3 protein-coding genes are annotated in these 21836 nt (G+C 44.3%); all 3 read left to right on the forward strand.

The features are described from left to right. The first annotated feature begins 81 nt into the window (after positions 1–81). Positions 82–6543: a non-ribosomal peptide synthetase gene (locus tag J2Z48_RS13710; RefSeq protein ID WP_307254429.1), complete on the forward strand. Its 6462-nt coding sequence runs from the start codon at positions 82–84 to the stop codon at positions 6541–6543. Continuing rightward, complete coding sequence (locus J2Z48_RS13715; protein WP_307254431.1) at positions 6540–21434, forward strand: non-ribosomal peptide synthetase; 14895 nt, start codon at positions 6540–6542, stop codon at positions 21432–21434. The genes J2Z48_RS13710 and J2Z48_RS13715 overlap by 4 nt, the downstream gene beginning before the upstream one ends. A 221-nt stretch (positions 21435–21655) precedes the next feature. Next, entirely contained in the window at positions 21656–21808 is a 153-nt protein-coding gene (locus tag J2Z48_RS13720) for a hypothetical protein (protein WP_307254433.1), read from the forward strand. Positions 21809–21836 lie beyond the last annotated feature (28 nt).

Genomic DNA, 21836 nt, shown 5'->3' on the forward strand with positions numbered 1-21836 from the left:
TCTGACCACGGCGATGTTAGTGAGCCTACTAACATGCCCCGGTACAATCTAGTACTCAACCATAATAAAGAAGGTGTACCCATGAGCGACATTATCGATATATACGGACTATCTCCTCTACAAAAAGGGATGTTGTTCCACACTCTATACGACCAAGAAGATGATCATTCCTTTTCCTACATAGTACAAGTAGGCTTCTTACTCGGTGGTCGATTAGAGGTAGATACCTTTGAAAAAGCTTGGACACACGTCATGAACCATCACGAAATCCTGCGTTCTGTATTCGTATGGGAAGAAGTAGACCAGCCCTTACAAGCTGTTTACCAAAGTCTCCCGTTATCTATTCACCGTAAAGACTGGAGTTCTCTTCCACCTGAAAAGAGAGAGAAGAAACTGAGTCAGTTTTTGACTGAAGATCGGAGACAAGGATTTTCGTTAGACGAAGCACCGTTAATGAGGATTACGGCAATTAAAGAAGCAGAAGAAGAGACGAGAATCATTTGGACCCATCATCATATATTGTTGGATGGCTGGAGTGTCTCACTTGTTATGAGCGAAGTGATGGAAGTTTATCTCAAGTTAATAAAAGGAGAGACGCTCGATCATTCTAAGCCTCTACCTTATAAGAGATATATCCAATGGATAAATAAACAAGATCGAAAAAAAGCAGAACAGTTTTGGACCGAAGAATTAAAAGGATTCCATGCACCAACACCGTTGGCAATGGAACGAAGTGATCACGGTCAAGCACAAGGTTATCAAGAAAATGTATACCAGTTATCAGAGGAACGATCAGAAACGTTGCAAGAGTGGGCGCGAACAAATCAGCTAACGTTAAATACGTTAGTACAGGGAGCTTGGGCCTACTTGATGAGCCGGTATAGCGGTGAAAATGACATCGTATTTGGTGTGACCAGCTCTGGACGTCCTACTGAATTGGTAGGTGCAGAGAAAATGGTGGGTTTATTTATCAATACACTGCCTACTCGTATTCGCTTATCAAATGAGGGGTCTGTAGTAGATTGGCTTCATCAGATTCAGATGAAAGAAATGGACCGGAGACAGTATGAGTATAATTCGTTAGTCGATATTCAGGGATGGAGCGAAGTACCAAGGAATAGTGCTTTATTTCATACCTTGTATATTTTCGAAAATTATCCAGTTCAAGGAGCACTAGATGCCGATTTACGATTACTCGATGCTCAAAGTGCAGAACAAACCAACTATCCTTTGACATTGATTGCTATGCCTGGGAGACAGATTACGTTGAAGCTAATGTATGACCGGCATTATTTTGATGGAGAAATCATTCAGCGAATTCAAGGTCATTTAGCGGAAGTATTGATCCAGATGACGAAAAGCTCAGATGTAACGCTATCTGAGGTTACTCATCTGACGATGGAAGAGCAGACGCAACTTCTGGAGAAATGGAATGATACAGGAATTGACTATTCATCTGAGCACATGATTCATACGTTATTTGAGCAACAAGTGGAGAAGACGCCGGAAGCTATTGCGGTTATGCATGAAGGTGAAAGGCTTACCTATCAAGAGCTAAACGAGCGAGCTAACCAGCTAGCCCACTATTTGCAAAAGTGTGGTGTAGGTCAAGATTCTTTAGTTGGAGTCTATATGGATCGGTCCTTAGATATGATGGTGGGATTACTAGGGATTCTAAAGTCAGGAGCGGCCTATGTTCCACTCGATCCTACCTATCCGGAAAGCCGGCTACGCTATATAGTCGAAGATGCCGGGATTGAAGTACTACTGACGCAAGAAAAGTTAGAAAAAATAGATACATATAAACAAATCAAAACAATCTGTATGGATCAAGATCGTGTTGCCATTGCGCAAGAAGCATTCATTGCATGTTCAAGTATCGTGACAGGAAAAGATTTAGCTTATGTTATCTATACATCTGGATCCACAGGAAATCCAAAGGGGGTCATGATCGAGCATCATTCAGTGGTTAATTATCTGGAATGGATGCAAAATCAATACCCACTCACTGAAAAAGACGTCGTTTTACAGAAAACACCAATCTCCTTTGACGTCTCTGTGTGGGAGTTGTTTTGGAGCTTAGGTGTCGGGGCGGCTGTATCGATCCTTCCTCCGGGTGGTGAGAAGGATCCTTCGATCATAGCAGAAGTGATAGAGCAACACCGAGTTACTGTTGTTCAGTTTGTTCCGTCGATGTTATCGATTTTCTTAGATCATTTCGATCATAGTGAGCTGAAACCAAAGCTAGCATCTGTGTGCCATGTATTTTCCGGTGGGGAAGAGCTTAGTTCTGGATTGGTTAAGAGATTTCAACAGTACTGGGATCAAGATGGACAAGTGAAGTTGACTAACTTCTATGGTCCGACAGAAGCAACTATTTATGTGAATGCATTTGATTGCGAACCGAATCAATCATTTGTGTCAATTGGGCATCCGATTCAAAATACTCAGCTGTATGTATTCGATGAAAATGAGCGTTTGCAATCGATCGGGATTGCAGGTGAGTTATACATCGGGGGTGCAGGCTTAGCACGAGGCTACTTGAACCGACCTGACCTCACGGCGGAGCGCTTTGTTCCACATCCGTTTCACATCGGAGAGAGATTATATCGAACTGGGGATCTGGTGAGGTATCTAGCTGACGGTAGTTTGGAATTTATCGGTCGAATGGATCATCAGGTAAAAGTGCGTGGTTTCCGGATTGAACTGGGAGAGATTGAGGCGACTTTGGAAAAAAATCCATCGATTAAAGAGGCTGTCGTGATAGTGAGAGAAGACCGACCGGGTGATCAACGCTTGATAGCGTATGTGATTAACAACGGGGATACTCAGCATTGGCGGGAGTCTCTGAAGACAGAGTTACCAAATCACATGATTCCATCACATCTCGTGGAATTGGAATCTTTTCCACTTACGCCGAATGGAAAAACGGATCGCAAAGCCTTACCAGCACCGGAACAACAGCTTACAAGGGATTATCACGTCGAGCCACGTACGACAACAGAAGCGTTGATCGCCTCTATTTGGAGTCAAGTATTGGGGATTGAAAATGTGGGCGTTCATGACTCTTTCTTTGAACGGGGTGGACATTCACTACTCGCTACTCAAGTGATCTCTCGATTGCAAGAAGCATTCCAGATGAAGATTCCGTTACGTGAGCTTTTTAGATACGAAACCGTGGAAGCCTTGGCAGAGCGATTGGACCAGTTGCGTAAAGGTGATGCGAAACGCGAGGTTCTACCCCTTGTACCAATGGAACGGAGCGAATCGATTCCACTATCCTATGCACAACAGCGCCTATGGTTTATGGACCAGTTAGCGCCAAATAGTGCGATGTATAACATCCATGCCGCATGTCGTCTGACCGGAAAATGGTCGTTGGAGGCATTGGAGACGAGCTGGAATGAGTTGATCGAGCGTCACGAATCATTGCGGACGGTGATGGGGGGGCATGAAGGCAAGCCGATTCAACAAATTCAGAAGCATGTTTTTAGAGTTCTTCCGCAGATGGATCTAACAATGCTCTCGTTAGAAGATCGAGAAAGAGAGACAAAGCGCCTTATCCAAAGAGAAGCAGAGGAACCATTTCATTTGGGACAAGGTCCTCTCTTTCGAGCACAACTCTTGAAAACAGATCAAGAGGAATGGATACTCCTCTGTACGATGCATCATATTATTTCAGATGGATGGTCCATGGGCATTTTGCTCGAAGAATGGATGGCTTTGTATGAAGAAGTGCTACATGGAAAGCCGGCGGAGCTTACGAAGTTACCAGTCCAATATGCGGACTTTTCTCTATGGCAACAAGAGTGGCTGAATGAGGAAGAGCTGGATCAACACATTCAATATTGGAAAGAAGAATTGTCTGGTGAGTTACCAGTCTTGCAATTACCGATGGATCGTCCACGTCCTGCTGTGCAAACCCACCATGGTGCAGTTCATTCTGTAGTGTTGTCGAATTCCGTATTAGAAAGCCTCAAGGAGTTAAGTAGGCGAGAAGGATCTACTTTGTTTATGACCTTGATGGCAGGGTATCAAGGCTTCCTGTCACGTTATACGGGTCAAGATGACATCCTAGTAGGAAGCCCGATTGCGAACCGAAACGTGAAAGAGATTGAGGGATTGATTGGTTTTTTTGCCAATACGTTGGTTTATCGGGCGGATTTCAGTGAAGATCTGACATTTCAAGAGCTATTATCGCAGGTACGTAAAAAAGCGTTACAAGCATACGAGTATCAGGATATTCCATTTGAAAAAGTGGTAGAGGTGGTAAAGCCGGACCGGAATACCAGTCATTCGCCTATTTTTCAAACGATGTTTACCTTACAAAATACAAAGCAAGAGTTTCCTCTGCAATCTGACAGAAGCATGGAGTTGATGGAAAGTCATACCTCGGTTTCCAAATTTGATTTGAGTCTGTTTGCATCGGAGACGGCGGATGGATTAGGTCTTACTTTTGAATATAATACTGATTTATTTAATGAGACTACCATTGAACGAATGGCGGCTCATTTTGAACAGTGGTTGGTTGGCATCGTAGCACAACCTAAGGATTCTCTATCAAAGCTAAATATGTTGTCAGAAGCAGAGCATAAACAGCTACTTGTGGAATGGAATGATACAAGTGTCGAGGGTCTACGTGGAGGCACGATTCACGCATGGTTTGAGGAGCAAGTGGCGAAAACACCGGAAGCAATCGCGGTGGTGTGTGAAAAAGAAACCCTCACATACCGAGAATTAAACGAACGCTCCAATCAATTGGCACATTATCTTCAGAAGAAGGGTGTGGGATGTGAGTCGTTGGTAGGGATTAGTGTTTCGCGTTCATCGGAGATGGTTGTGGGACTCTTAGGGATTATGAAAGCCGGCGGGGCATATGTTCCGATTGATCCTTCGTATCCGGAGAGTCGGCTACGGTATATATTGTCGGATGCTCGTATCGAAGTGCTGATAACAGAAGAAGCGTTGCAACAAAAAATGATGTTACCTGAATCGGTTGAGATGGTTTGTATCGATCGAGATCGAGCGATGATCGCCCAAGAAAAAACGACTTCCTGTATGAGTGAAGTGACGAGCGATCACTTAGCTTACATTATCTATACCTCTGGATCTACAGGTAATCCTAAGGGAGTAATGATCGAGCATCGGAGTACCCTTTCGATGATCCATTGGGCGCATCAAACTTACTCGATGCAGGAATTAGCAGGAGTGCTGGCTTCTACTTCTCTATCTTTCGATCTATCTGTTTTCGAGGTATGTGTCCCCTTGACGATGGGTGGCAAGGTAATCGTTGCAGAAAATGCTCTTCATGTGGATAAGCTGTCTGCGCAGAATGTGACGTTGATTAATACGGTACCATCTGCTGCGAAGGAATTGGTTCGTGCTAAGACCATTCCTTCTTCGGTAACAGTGGTCAATTTGGCAGGAGAGCCATTACCACAGTTACTCGTGCAGGGCTTGTATGAAGAAGGCTCAATTGAGAAGGTATACAACTTATACGGTCCATCTGAAGATACGACTTATTCGACCTATATGAAACTAGAAAAAGGCAACAAGTACCTAGTACCCCCAATTGGTAGACCGATCTCGAATACCGAAGCATATGTGCTTAGTACTGGTGGGCAAATGGTTCCGATCGGTGTGGTGGGTGAGCTTTATATTGGCGGATCTGGTTTGGCACGTGGTTACTTAAACCGTCCTGATCTAACCAACGAGCGCTTTATCCCGCATCCGTTTCAAGAAGGAAAGCGTGTGTACCGAACGGGAGACCTAGTGAGATATCTACCAGATGGGAATTTGGAGTACCTCGGCCGGATTGACCATCAAGTGAAGGTTCGTGGATTCCGGATTGAGCTAGGAGAGATCGAAGCAACACTGCAAAGTCATCCATCCGTTCGCGAAGTTTTGGTGATGGTGCGTGAGGATCAACCGGGTGATCAACGTTTGGTTGCGTATGTAGTTGGTGAAGGAAAGGTTCAGGAGTGGCGAGAGTATCTCAAGACCCGTTTACCCAATTATATGGTTCCAGCTCATTTCGTTGAACTAGAAGTGTTCCCTCTGACACCAAATGGGAAGATTGATCGGAAATCTTTACCTGTACCAGACCGTAAGGAAACAAAGGGAGTTTATGTTGCCCCTCGTACGGAGACGGAAGAAGCGATTGTGACTATATGGAATCAAGTTTTGGGCATGGAACAGATTGGCATTCATGATTCGTTCTTTGAATTGGGTGGGCATTCACTGCTTGCTACACAAGCGGTTTCGAATCTAAAAGAATTCTTTGGCGTTGAACTACCTCTGCACGATTTATTTACGTATACAACTGTGCAGGAATTGGCAGAACGAATGGACCAGCTATGTGCTAATCGAGAAGAGCAAGTACAGGGCGATCATGTTAGTTTGCAAGATTATATTCAACAAGAAGTAGCTGCGGCTCGTGATGAAGACTTACTTGAGTTGCTTAAGCAATTGGAAGAGTTATCAGATGAAGAGACACAAGATATATTCGAAAGCAGCTTAGTCGGGGAAGGTGTAAAAAAATGAGAAGTGATTTACTGGCGAAGTTAAGTTCGCTTTCTCCTGAGAAAAGAGAGTGGCTTCAGAAGCAGATGCAAAAAAAGGAGAAGAAAGAGTCGCTTCCGTTGTCCTATGCGCAACAGCGCTTGTGGTTTATGGACCAATTTCATCCAAATAGTTCCCTCTATAACATCCCAACCGTTTGGCGTTTAAGAGGAAACTGGGTACCTGAAGTATTAGAGAGAAGCTTCAATCGACTTGTGGAGCGTCATGATTCTCTTCGCACGGTTTTTAAGGAAGTGGAGGATCAACCTGTACAGCATGTTGTGGAGTTTACTCCTCAAAAACGATCAGTAGAAGATTGTTCTCATCTCTCATTGGAAGAGAAAGAAAAAGAGTTAGAGAGTTTGATTTCTAGAGAAGCGAAGGATCCGTTTGATTTAGTGAACGGTCCTTTGATTCGGAATCGACTGGTTCAAGTAGAGCAAGGGGAATGGTTATTACTATGTACGATGCATCATATTATTTCGGATGCGTGGTCCATCGGTATCCTGATTCAAGAATGGCTCGCCTTTTACGAAGAGGAGGCGAGCGGAAGTCCAGCTGGACTAAGTCCACTAGTGATTCAATATTCAGATTATGCAAAATGGCAGAAGAAGTGGTTGCAAGGTGAAGTATTGGATCGGCAACTTACGTATTGGCAGGAAGAGTTGTCTGGCGAACTTCCGATCCTACAACTACCAATGGATCGACCACGGCCAGCTATGCAGACGTATGATGGAGATACATATCGTGTGATTTTGCCTCATACAAAGCTAGATTTGTTGAAGGCAGTAAGCAAACAAGAAGGATCAACGTTGTTTATGACTCTAATGGCTGCCTATCAAAGTTTTCTCGCTCGCTATACAGGGCAGGAAGATATTCTCGTTGGAAGTCCAATTGCGAACCGAAATCATAAAGGAGTAGAAGGGTTAATTGGCTTCTTTGTAAATACGTTGGTTTATCGGGCAGATCTGAGTGGAGCGCCTACATTCCGTGAGATTTTGTCTCAGGTTAAGAAAAAAGCGCTTAAAGCGTACGATCATCAAGATGTTCCGTTTGAGAAAGTAGTAGAAGCGTTGCAACCCGAACGGAGTACGAGTCACTCGCCAATCTTCCAGACGATGTTAACGCTACAAAATACGAAACCAGAACGAATCGAGTTGTCTGGTAGAAGCTTGGAAATGATCGAAAGCAGTTTATCCATTGCAAAATTTGATCTCAGTTTAACGGCGTATGAGGTAGAAGAAGGTTTATTCATTTCATTCGAATACAATACCGATCTATTTGACACTAGCACGATTACACGTATGGCAGGACACTTTGAAAATTGGTTAAGCGAAATTGCTCAGCATCCGGATGAATCGTTTACCAAGCTGACCATGCTATCGGATATCGAAAAGAAGCAATTGATGGAAGAGTGGAACGATACCGGTGTGGCGTATGGTCATGAGTATATGATTCATGAACTGTTTGAGGAGCAGGTTGCACGTACACCCGAAGCAGTGGCAATCGTGCATGAAGGTGGGCAATTAACTTATCAAGAGTTGAACGAGAAAGCAAACCAAGTGGCGCATTATTTACAAAAACGAGGTGTCGGACCGGAGTCGTTGGTTGGGATTTGTGTTGAGCGTTCACCGGAGATGATGATTGGGCTGTTCGGGATTTTGAAAGCCGGCGGGGCTTATGTTCCGTTAGATCCAGGGTATCCTGAAATTCGCTTGAGATATATTTTGCAAAACTCACAGATCGAGGTGATTCTAACCAAGGAAGCGCTCATGAGCTGGCTACCTGATGACATTCAAGCCATTTGTTTGGATCGGGATCAAGAAACGATTGCACAAGAGAGTTGCTTGTCACCTGTGAGTGATGTGACGGCAAATAACTTGGCTTATATCATTTACACCTCAGGCTCAACAGGGAATCCAAAGGGCGTCATGATTGAGCATCACTCGGTCATCAACCGGATACAGTGGATGCAAAAAGGCTATCCATTATCAGCGCAGGATACAATTCTGCAAAAAACACCTTTTTCATTTGATGTTTCAGTTTGGGAATTATTTTGGTGGTCATGGGTTGGAGCACGTGTTAGTTTGCTTCCACCGGGTGGCGAGAAGGATCCTGCTATGATTGAGGAGTTTATCGAGCGACATCGTGTGACGACCATGCACTTTGTGCCGTCGATGTTATCTACGTTCTTGGATTATATGGAGAGATCCAAAGCAATGAAGGACGTATCATCCCTGCAGCAGGTTTTCACGAGCGGAGAAGCGTTAAACACAGAACAGGCTCGTCGATTTAAGGATGAGTTTTATGATCCTCAGCAAACAAAATTGATTAACTTATACGGTCCTACGGAAGCGACTGTGGATGTTACGTATTATGATTGCAAACTAGAAAAAGAACCGACGTTGATTCCGATTGGTCGTCCGATCGATAATACCGAGTTATATGTATTGGATCAAAACCAGCAGGTGGTGCCGATTGGAGTGGCTGGGGAGTTGTATCTCGGCGGAGTAGGTTTGGCGCGTGGGTACTTTAACCGTCCGGACCTGACGGCAGAACGTTTTATTCCACATCCGTTTAAGGAAGGCGAGCGACTCTATCGGACAGGAGACTTAGCGCGATATCTGGTTGATCGCAATGTGGAGTATATCGGAAGAATCGATAACCAAGTGAAGATTAGAGGATTCCGGATTGAGCTAGGTGAGATTGAAGCCATCTTGCATGATCATTCGTCTGTGAAAGAAGCACTCGTGTTGGTGAGGGAAGATCAACCTGGGGATAAGAGATTAGTTGCTTACGTGGTAGGCGAAGGAAGTATTGGCGCATGGCGAGATCATCTTAAGTCGCAACTGCCTAACTATATGGTTCCAGCCCATTTTGTAGAGCTGGATGAAATGCCGCTTACTCCAAATGGCAAGATTGATCGTAAAGCGCTACCAAAACCAGTTGGACAATCGGTAAGCGAAGATATGGTTTTACCACGAACACCGGCAGAAGAACTCGTTGCTTCGGTTTGGAGTCAAGTGTTGGGAGTAGAAGGGATTAGTGTTTATGATTCATTCTTCGAACGTGGCGGTCATTCATTACTTGCTACTCAAGTGGTTTCGCGCTTACAAGAAGCTTTCCAAATCGAGATACCTCTACGAGAACTGTTTGAGTATTCAACAGTAGAGGCCTTAGCGAAGCGACTCGATCAGTTGCGCCAAGGAGATAGAAAACGTGAGATTCCACCACTCATGCCAGTGGAGCGTGGCGAAACCTCTTCTCTCTCCTATGCACAACAGCGTCTATGGTTTGTCGACCAATTTATGCCGAATAGTACACTCTACAATATGCCGATGGTATGCCGTCTTACTGGGAATTGGATGCCGGAAGCATTGGAGCGGGGGTGGAATCAACTAATCGAGCGTCATGAATCTCTGCGGACCGTATTCCGTGAAGTGGAAGGTCATCCTGTACAACAGATTCAACCGTATGCTTTCCGCGTCCTTCCTCATATGGATCTAACGAAGCTGTCTCCAGAGGAGCGAGAAGCAGAAGTGAAGTGTTTGATCCAGAAAGAAACAAAAGTGCCATTTGATCTAGCAGAGGGCCCATTACTTCGGGGAACTATCTTACGTGTAGGTGAAGAGGAATGGATTCTACTCTGTACGCTACATCATATTGTTTCCGATGGCTGGTCGATGGGAGTCCTGCTTCAAGAATGGATGGCTTTTTATGAAGAAGCGACGGATGGAAAGGTAGCAGAACTGGAACCACTTCCAATCCAATATGCAGATTTTGCACAGTGGCAAAAGGGCTGGTTGAAGGAAGAAGTGCTGCAGCAACAGGTCCAATATTGGAAAGAAGAATTGTCTGGCGAGCTTCCAGTACTACAACTTCCAATGGATCGTCCACGCCCTGCGATGCAAACGCATAATGGATCGACTCATACAGTTGTGTTGCCACATTCGTTACGCGACAAGCTGAATGAACTGAGTCGTCAAGAAGGATCAACGCTGTTTATGACCTTATTGGCTGGATATCAAAGCTTCCTTTCTCGTTATACCGGTCAAGAAGATATCGTAGTTGGAAGCCCGATTGCGAACCGGAATTACAGAGAAATTGAGGGATTAATTGGCTTCTTCGTCAATACATTGGTTTACCGAGCAGATCTAAGTGGCGCACCAACCTTCCAAGATCTCCTGTCCCAAGTGAGACAAAAGGCTTTGAAAGCGTACGAGTATCAAGATATTCCATTTGAAAAAGTGGTTGAAGCGGTGCAACCGGAGCGGAGTACGAGTCACTCACCTATCTTCCAAACGATGTTCATCTTGCAAAATATGAAACAAGAGTTTCCAGTTCGTTCTGGTAGAAGGATTGCAATGGTTGACAGTGATAATCCAATTGCCAAATTTGACTTGAGCTTGATGGCTACTGAGACAGAAGAAGGATTAAGTATATCCTTCGAATACAATACCGATTTATTTGATGTGACCACAATTGAACGGATGGCTGGCCATTTTGAGAATTGGTTACATGAAGTTTCACACCAGCCACAAAAGCCGCTACATAGTCTAAATATGCTATCGGAAGCAGAACGCGAACGATTACTGAATACGTGGAATGATACTGCGATGGAAATGTCGCAAACAGGACTTATTTGTGACGAAATCGAAACACAAGTAGCTAAGCGTCCAGATGCGATTGCAATCGTGGATCAGACGAGAGAATGGACCTACGCTGAACTGGATGCACAGGCTAATCAGTTGGCGCATGTGTTACAGCGAAAAGGCGTTGCTCCGGAATCCGTTGTAGGTGTTTATATGTCGCGATCGGCTGAGCTTATGGCCAGTCTAGTCGGTATCTTAAAAGCAGGTGGGGCGTACGTCGTACTAGATCCGTTGTATCCAACGTCACGATTGCAGTACATGATTGAGGATGCAGGGATCCAAATCGTAGTGACGACAGCAGGGCAAGAAAGTTTGTCTGAACAGGTCGACACGGTACGATTCGAAGAGTTGTCCGGTGAAAGTGAGGTAGCGCCAGAACGTGATGTGAAGCCTGAGAATTTGGCTTATATCGTCTATACTTCTGGCTCCACAGGGAAACCAAAAGGTGTCATGATCGAATATCGTTCCTTAATGAATATGGTGTATTGGCATCAAGAAGCGTACCAAATTACGGGTGAGGATCGTGCTACCCAGATCGCAGGGATTGCCTTTGACTCAGCTGTTCAGGAAATATGGCCTTATCTTACAGCAGGGGCAGCGCTCTATCTAACAACCGAAGAACTACGGGTTAATCCAGAAGCATTACGAGATTGGATCGTTGATTCTGGTATCACAGCTAGTTTTGCGCCTACGCCGATTTTGGAAAGACTTTTAAAATGTTCTTGGCCAGCAAAAGCGGATCTCCGTTTCATTACGACAGGAGGAGATCAGTTAACACAGTTTCCAACGGAACAAATTCCATTTGCGGTGATTAATCAGTACGGTCCATCGGAAAATACGGTTGTGTCGACAGATTGCTATGTGCCTGTAGGGTTGACAACAGGTACCCCAACGATTGGTCGTCCGATTGCGAACACAGAAGTATATGTGTTGGATACTCATCTCGAGCCTGTTCCAGTAGGAGTAATCGGGGACCTATATCTGGGTGGAAAGAGCTTGGCTCGTGGTTATGCCAATCGTCCTGAACTGACAGAGGAAAAATTTATTCCGCATCCATTTAAGGAAGGCGAGCGTCTCTATTACACAGGGGATAAGGCAAGTTATCTTGCTAATGGTGAACTTCAATTTCATGGTCGGATGGATGACCAAGTTAAAATTCGTGGTTTTCGCATTGAATTGGGAGAAGTGGAAGCGACCTTGCAAGCACACTCAGCTGTAAAAGAAGCTGTGGTACTCGTGAGAGAAGATCAACCAGGCGATAAGCGATTAGTTGCGTATGTTGTTGGCGAGGGAAGTGTTGCGCAGTGGAGAGAGCATTTGCAAATCCATTTGCCGAACTATATGGTTCCCACATACTTTGTGGAGATGGAGTCTTTGCCACTTACACCAAATGGCAAACTGGACTTGAGAGCACTCCCTACTCCTGATAGGCAATCTTCGGAAGAGATCGTACATCCACGAACAGCGTCAGAAGAATGGATTGCTTCTGTTTGGATCCAAGTATTAGGGATAGAAGAAATAAGCGTGCATGATTCGTTCTTCGAGCGTGGTGGACACTCCTTACTTGCTACTCAGGTGGTTTCACGCTTACAAGAAGCTCTTCAAATTCAGATACCCGTGCGTGAACTGTTTGAGTATCCTACATTGGTAGCACTAGCGCAGCGGCTTGATCTGTTGCAAAAAGAGGAGAAAGGGAGAGAGATTCCTTCCCTTAGATCGATAGAGCGGGGAGAAACTATTCCACTCTCGTATGCTCAACAACGCTTGTGGTTTATCGATCAATTTACACCGAATAGTGCCTTGTATAATATCCCGATGGTATGCCGTCTGACTGGGAACTGGGCATCTGAAGCTTTGGAAATAGCTTGGAATCAATTGATTGAACGTCATGAATCCCTACGGACCGTATTCCATGATGTGGATGGTCACCCTATCCAGCAGATTCAGCCATATGGTTTCCAATCTCTACCGATGATAGATCTAACCCATGTTTCTCCGGAAGAGCGAGAAAGAAACATGCAACAATGGATCCAAAACGAAGTGGAAGCACCATTTAACCTAGAAAAAGGTCCGTTGATTCGCGGGAAAATCGTGCAAATCGCAGCAGATGAATGGATGCTCCTTTGTACCATGCATCACATTATTTCGGATGGCTGGTCCATGGATATCCTGCTTCAGGAATGGATGGCCTTCTATGAGGAAGCGGCTGATGGAAAACTAGCAGAACTTGCGCCACTACCTGTTCAATATGCTGACTTCGCTCAGTGGCAGAGAGAATGGTTAACCGAAGAAGTGTTAGATCAACAACTTGCTTATTGGCAAAAAGAGTTGTCTGGTGAGTTGCCAGTCTTGACCTTGCCGATGGATCGCCCTCGTCCTGTGGTGCAAACCAACCATGGAGCGACTCATTCTGTACTCTTTCCACAATCACTATTAGAGAGAGTAAAAGACGTAAGCCAGCAAGAAGGATCCACATTATTTATGACTCTGCTTGCGGCATATCAAGGATTCCTCTCTCGTTACACAGGGCAAGATGATATTTTGGTCGGAAGTCCGATTGCAAACCGAAATAATAAGGAAATCGAAGGGCTAATTGGATTCTTTGTCAATACGTTAGTGTATCGAGCAGACTTGAGCGAGAAGCCAACGTTTCGAGAGCTCTTATCCCAGGTTCGTGAAAAGGCACTAAAAGCGCTTGAATATCAAGATACACCTTTTGAAAAAGTAGTCGATGCGATTCAACCGGAACGGAGCACGAGTCATTCTCCTATCTTCCAAACGATGTTTAGCTTGCTAAATACCAAGCCAAAACTACCAACGTTGCCAGATAGAAGCTTGGAAATGATAGAGAGCCATGCTTCTATTGCTAAATTTGATTTGAGCGTTTTCATGGCTGAGCAAGAAGATGGATTACGAGTCTCCTTCGAATACAATACCGATCTATTTGATTCACTTACGATTGAGAGAATGGCAAAGCACTTTGAACGTTGGTTGAATGAGCTTAGTCATCATCTAGATATTCCATTGGCAAAATTGGGCTTTGTACTGGAATCGGAGAAGACACAGCTATTAGAAGACTGGAATTGCATCCAAACAGTGATTCCGAGAGAAAGCACGATTCATGAGCTGTTTGAGCAACAAGTTAAACTGCATCCGGATGCGGTCGCGGTTGTATATGAAAAGGATCAGCTTACGTATCGCGAGCTAGATGAGAGAGCGAACCAACTGGCTCGTTACCTTCAGAAGCAAGGCATGGAGCCAGAGTCTCTAGTAGGACTTTGTGTGGAGCGTTCTCTTGAGATGATGGTAGGTGTACTCGGTATCTTGAAGGCTGGTGGGGCATATGTGCCACTTGATCCAACGTATCCGGAGCAACGACTTCAATACATTTTAGCGGATGCTAGCATTCAGCTAGTTGTCACGCAAGAGAGTTTACTAGAATCGAGCTGGCTCCCAGAAGAGATTCAAGCGGTTTACCTAGATCGAGATCAAGGTGAAATTGGAAAAGAAAGTACTGCCTTGCCGATGGTGGATGTAAAACCAGACCATCTCGCATATGTGATCTACACCTCAGGATCTACTGGGAATCCGAAAGGTGTTATGGTAGAGCATCACAACGTGATTCGGTTGATGAAAGCAACGGAACATTGGTATCAGTTTGATGAGAATGATGCGTGGACACTGTTCCATTCATACGCGTTTGACTTCTCTGTGTGGGAAATCTGGGGAGCCTTGCTCTATGGCGGGAAATTAGTGGTGGTGCCTTACTGGATCAGTCGCTCGCCGAAGGATTTCTATCAACTGCTAATAGAGGAAAAGGTGACGGTCTTAAACCAAACTCCATCCGCATTCCGGCAGTTGATCCAGGTATGTGGACAAGATGAGAGTCAACAATTGGATTTACGCTATGTAATATTTGGCGGAGAAGCGCTTGAACCTACTAGTTTACTCCCATGGTTTGAGAGATACGGTGATCAGAAGCCACAGCTGATTAATATGTACGGTATCACTGAAACCGCGGTCCATGTTACCTATCATCCGATTACTCTACATGATGCCAAGCATGCTTCCAGAAGCAATATCGGAAAACGGATTCCTGATTTAGAAGTGTATGTGCTGGACGGCTACCAACAACCTGTGCCGATTGGTGTAACAGGTGAACTGTATATCGGTGGAGCAGGGCTAGCGCGTGGATATCTAAACAGACCAGAACTAACGGCAGAACGTTTTATTCCACATCCATTTAGCAATGATCCGAATATGCGTTTATATCGAACCGGAGATGTGGCTAGATTCTTATCGGATGGAAATCTAGATTATCTAGGACGGATTGACCATCAGGTGAAGATTCGCGGCTTCCGAATTGAGCTAGGAGAAATCGAGTCTGCTTTAAACGGACATGCATCCGTCAAAGAAGCAGTGGTGATGGTTCGAGAAGATCAGCCGGGCGATAAGCGATTGGTAGCTTATGTTGTAGGTGACGGAGATGCATCCGAGTGGAGAGATTACCTGAAGGCGGAACTGCCGAGCCACATGATTCCGGCTGGATTTGTAAAGGTGGAATCGATTCCGCTAACGGCTAATGGCAAAGTGGATCGTGAGTCTTTACCTATGCCGGAAGAGCAGAAGGTTGAAACAGAATGGGTAGCACCACGTAGTTTGAATGAAGAAGTGCTAGCTAGCATTTGGAAGCAAGTACTGGGAATCAAACAAGTAGGCATCCATGATAATTTCTTTGAAATCGGTGGAGATTCAATCCTCAGCATTCAAATCATCTCACGAGCGAGTCAAATGGGCTTAAAGCTTACACCGAAGCAAATGTTTGAACATCAAACGATTGCTGAATTGGCACAAGTGGCGAAAGAAGAGCAGAGTGTGCAGGCAGAGCAAGGAGTTGTAACAGGAGAAGCACCGCTTACTCCAATCCAACACTGGTTCTTCGAGCAAGGACACCCAAATCTGCACCATTGGAATCAATCGATGTTCGTCAGAACAAAAGAGCGTTTAGATGTAGCAGCGTTAGAAGAAGCGGTTCATACCCTTTTAACTCATCACGATGCCTTGCGCTTCCGATATGAACATATGTCAGATGGCGCATGGAAACAGCGAAACGAAGGAATTGAATCACCAACGACGCTAACCGTGATTTCATTAGATAAAGTGCCGCAAACAGAATGGAATCAAGTGATTCAAGCGGAGATTGATGCTGCACAAGCAAGTTTGGATCTACACACAGGACCGCTCATGAAAATGGTGTATTTTGATGAAGGTGAACAGGGAGCAGGTCGTCTATTCTGGTCGATTCATCATTTAGCAGTAGATGGTGTATCGTGGCGGATTCTACTAGAGGATCTGCAAACAGGGTATAACCAAGCGAACCGAGCCGAGCAGATCCAGCTACCGTCGAAGAGCACATCCTTCAAAGAATGGTCGGAGAAATTGCATCATTATGCTAAGTCGGAGATGGCACCTGAAATACGTGATTATTGGCTGAGCCAGTCTAAACAAGAAGTATCGATGATACCTGTGGAGGCAACTATCGAACATTCAACAAACACAGAAACAGAAGAGATTACGGTGGTGTTGGATGAAGGCAAGACCCGTTCGTTACTACAAGAGATGTCAAGCACTCATCGTGCCCAGATCAATGAGATACTATTAACAGCTTTGGTACAGGCTACATCCGAATGGACAGGTCATCAGGCATTAACTGTCGATCTAGAAGGCCACGGTCGGGAAGAGATGATCGAAGACGTTGATATTTCGAGGACTGTTGGGTGGTTTACCAGTATCTACCCGGTTCACTTACATATTACGGGTGCAGATACGCCAATCAAAGCGTTAAAAGCAGTCAAAGAACAAGTACGCCAAATTCCGAATAAAGGCGTCGATTATGGAATTTTGCGATACTTGAGTCCAGAGATCAGTGAATGCTTCCAGTCACAACTTACGCCGTCCATTAGCTTTAACTATCTTGGACAATTTGACCAAATGTTCTCTGATGATGCGATGTTTACCCCCGAAACGGAGTTTACAAGCCTAGATCATGCTCATGGATCCAAGCGATCCCATTTGATCGATGTAATGGGAATGGTAACCGACGGAAAACTTCACTTCACTTGGGTATACAACGTTGGGCAATTTACGAAATCTACCATTCAACATGTTGCAGAAAATATGCTTCTTCAATTAAATGGATTGATTCAGTCTTCAGGTGGCGAGGATGCGCTGACTGTTTCGGATTTTGCGATTGCCAATCTCACTTCAACTGATTTAACCAAAGTACTATCGAAGATGAGTCGTGGAAAGAATCACCCTATTACAGATCTGTACCCGCTCTCTCCGTTGCAGGAAGGGATGCTTTTTCACACGCTACATGATCAAGGGGATGAACATGTAGCGCCGTATATGGTGCAATTAAGCTTCCAGTTTAAAGGGGAATTGGACCTCTCTATCTTCGAACAAGCATGGAAATCGGTGATTCAGCGGCATGATATCTTCCGTTCAGCATTTATCTGGGATGAGATGGAAGAGCCATTACAAGTGGTGTACGAACAGACCCCATTTCAGCTAAATCAAGTGGATTGGCGTTCTCTACCTGTTGAAGAGCAAGAAGAGAAGCGAAAAGCCTTTCTATTATCCGATCGAAAACAAACTTTTTCTTTTGATGAAGCACCATTGATGAGAGTGACGGTGATTCAAGAAGCAGAGGAAGAATATCGAGTAGTTTGGACGCATCATCATATTTTATTAGATGGATGGAGTTTACCCCTTGTCTTTAATGAACTGTTAACCGTATATCAGCAAAAAGTCCAAGGGAAGACGATGGATTTACCTAAATCACCACCATACAAGAAATATATTCAGTGGTTGAAAGAGCAAGATCAAGCGCAAGCGGAACAATTTTGGACAGAGAAACTGAAAGGTTTTACTGCACCCACCCCGCTTATCTTAGAAAGCAACGAGCAAGGGCGTGGTTATGCTGAGAAGGGCATTCATGTACCGGAAGAGCAGACCCAATCTCTGCAAAACTGGGCGAAGAGCAATAAGCTCACCTTGAGTACGGTGATTCAAGGCGCGTGGGCGTATCTTTTGAGCCGATATAGTGGTGAAAACGACATTGTCTTCGGTGTAACCAGTTCAGGGCGACCTACAGAGATTGTGGATGTCGAAAATATTGTAGGTCCGTTCATTACCACATCTCCAACTCGGATTCGATTGACTGATGATGTGAAAGTAGGAGAATGGTTACAACAGTTGCAAGAGGAAGAAATCGAGAGAAGACAGTTCGAATATGCTTCTTTGACCCAGATTCAAGGATGGAGTGACGTTCCAAGAGGGACTCCGTTATTCGAAAGCTTGTATGTGTTTGAGAACTACCCGGTAAAAGAAGAATCATCAGGAGATCTAGAAATCGGGGACTTGGAAGGAGTCGAACAAACCCATTATCCACTCGGTCTATCAGTCATTCCGGGAAGTCAGCTGTCGTTGAAGCTAATGTATGATCGGAGCAAATTCCACGAGCTTACCATGAAGCGGATGCTTGATCATTTACATCTCGTGTTACAGCAAATGATGGAAAATGCGGATCAAACCTTATCAAAATTGGTCTATGTTACAGAAGTGGAACAGCACCAACTATTGGTAGAATGGAATGATAATGCCATCGCGTATCCACGTGAAAGTACCATTCATCAATTGTTTGAAGAACAAGTGGATCGTACGCCTGATACAGTGGCAGTGGTAGATGAACATCAACAGTTAACGTATCGAGAGTTGAACGAGAAAGCGAACCAATTGGCTCATTTTCTCCAAAAACAAGGTGTTGGAACGGAGTCATTGGTGGGGCTATGCTTCCAGCGCTCTGTTGAGATGATTGTCAGTCTCATGGGGATTTGGAAGGCCGGAGCAGCCTATGTTCCACTTGATCCATCCTATCCAGAAAGTCGTCTTCGTTATATTTTAGAGGATACAGGGCTCCAAGTACTGGTATCAAATGAAGCAGTAAGCTGGACACCAGATGAAGTGAAAATCGTTTGCCTGGATAAAGATCGAGAGATGATTTCACGCGAAAGCACCCTTCCACCTCTATCTGATGTGACAGGAGAAAACGTAGCTTATATCATCTACACTTCAGGTTCAACAGGGAATCCAAAAGGAGTTTTGGTACAGCATCATTCTGTTATCAATCTATCTTATGGGCTAAATAAAGAAGTTTTCTCATATGAGACACCTGCTAACTTGCGCGTTAGCTTAGGTTCTTCGATTGCCTTTGATGCGTCCGTTCAAGAATTGCAAATGCTTTTGTACGGATCCAGTGTGTATGTGATTTCAAATGAAGTTCGTAGTGATTCCCAGCAGTTTATTTCCTTTGTTCGGAAGAATCAATTGGATGTACTCGATATGACGCCATCTTTACTTCAATCACTTGTAGATGATGGATTGTTCGAGGATGAAGATGTTCATATTCCAAGCAAAGTTTGGGTTGGCGGAGAGGCAATTACCCCATCACTGTGGGAACAACTTGTTAAGTTAGACAAGACTCAATTTTATAATGTTTATGGTCCGACAGAGTGTACAGTTGATGCCACATACTTTCGAATCGATAAAGATAGCATGAAAGTTACCATTGGGCGTCCTCTTCCGAACATTCAAGCCTATGTGTTGGATGGGAATTTGTTACCGGTACCAGTGGGAGTGACGGGTGAGCTGTACCTAGGTGGTGCGGGGTTAGCACGTGGTTATTTGAATCGCCCTGAGCTTACGGATGAACGTTTTATATCGCATCCATTTCATGAAGGGGAACGATTATATCGGACAGGAGACCTAGTTCGTTATCTACGAGATGGTAACTTAGAGTATCTCGGAAGAATCGATAATCAAGTAAAAATTCGAGGATTCCGGATTGAGCTTGGAGAGATTGAAGCGAATTTAGAACGTCATCCATTAGTGAAGGAAGCAATCGTATCGGTAAGAGAGGATCAACCAGGAGATCAGCGAATGGTGGCCTATGTGGTGGGCGAAGGAAACGCGCATGAATGGCGTGAGCACCTAAAAAGTCTGGTGCCAGGTTACATGATTCCTGCACATTTTATCGAAGTAGATTCATTGCCACTTACAACCAATGGGAAGGTGGATCGAAAGGCATTAAATCGCTTAACGATCCAAAGAGAAAACACCGCTTCGGTCCCGATGATTCCACGGGATGAAATCGAGTATAAACTGATTCAAATTTGGCAGGATTTGCTACAAATTGAAGATGTCTATATAAACGATGACTTCTTTAGTAGAGGCGGTCATTCTCTCCTTGTACTCAAGTTGGTTTCCAAGATTCGAGAGAGATTTGGAACTGAGATGAAGGTATCCGCGCTCATTGAAAATCCAACAGTAGAAGGGATTGCTTGTCTCATTCGTGATAATCAGGGGACGACGAAATCATCATTAACAGTAGTTCCACTACAAGAGTCGGAAAAACAGCCATTCTTCAGTGTTCATCCATTTTTAGGTAACGTATTTTGTTACATTCAACTAGCCAGACACCTAAAAGATCACTGCTCATTCTATGGTCTACAAAATCCTCTTGTCGAGAAGGAAAAAGTAGACGAGTTGACTTTATCAGAAGTAGTAGGTCTTTACATTGAGGAAATGAAGCATGTTCAACCAGAGGGTCCATACCGTCTGGGAGGATGGTCTTTAGGTGGTACTATTGCTTACGAAATCGCAACCGAGCTACAGCGCCGAGGAGAAGAAGTGGAAATGGTAGTACTCATGGATACGAAGGTTCCTTCCAAAGAGGACTACACCACGGAAGAGACAATGCTTTCTTATATCTGGAAGCACTTTACCCATCTAGATCCAACCGAGCTAGGAGAAGAATTCCTTCATCAACAAGACATGCTGATTGAACAGCTAATGGCAGAGGGAGTACTTCCACAAGGTGCAGATCTCGCGAGCCTACAGCAACTTGCCAATGCACATAGGAAATCTCTAAATGTAATGGCTGAGTGCACTTTACAACCATACAGTGGAGAGGTCATCTATTTCAGTGCAGAAGAAGGGGAAGAGCTTTTTACAGATTGGAAGCCACTACTACAAGGGAAAGTAAATATGTTTTCGGTTCCTGGGACCCATGAGGAGATCGTCTTCTCCCCAACGGTGGAAAAAGTAGCGGAGCATTTCGTAAATGAATTGGAAAAAAGGGCACAGTTCCAGCAAGTATAAACAATAAAGAGGGTTCACTGATACCTGTGTAAGACCAATCATATTGTTGTTACTCTATTATTACATTCCATTAGGCTGTGGGAAGATTCTCAGCAGCCTAATGGCTATTTAATTTTCATAAAGAAAAAATATTTTTGGATATAATCATGGTTTCAATCATGTTTTAATAGGGGTATAGATCAAATGAAAATAGATATTGGTAGAGTCAAGGACGTGATGGAATGAAGGCATTAGAAAGACTAAATCAGTTAAATCGAGACTTGTTGGAGATCACCTATTATCGATTGGATGTATCGAAACTGGAAAAGGAGATCATCCACCGTGAATGGGATCGTCTACAGGTGGATGATGTAAAAGAGGAGATCACTATATGATTTTTTGGAATCGATATACGCAGTTATA

It is taken from the genome of Croceifilum oryzae, assembly GCF_030814315.1.
Taxonomy (GTDB): domain Bacteria; phylum Bacillota; class Bacilli; order Thermoactinomycetales; family Thermoactinomycetaceae; genus Baia; species Baia oryzae.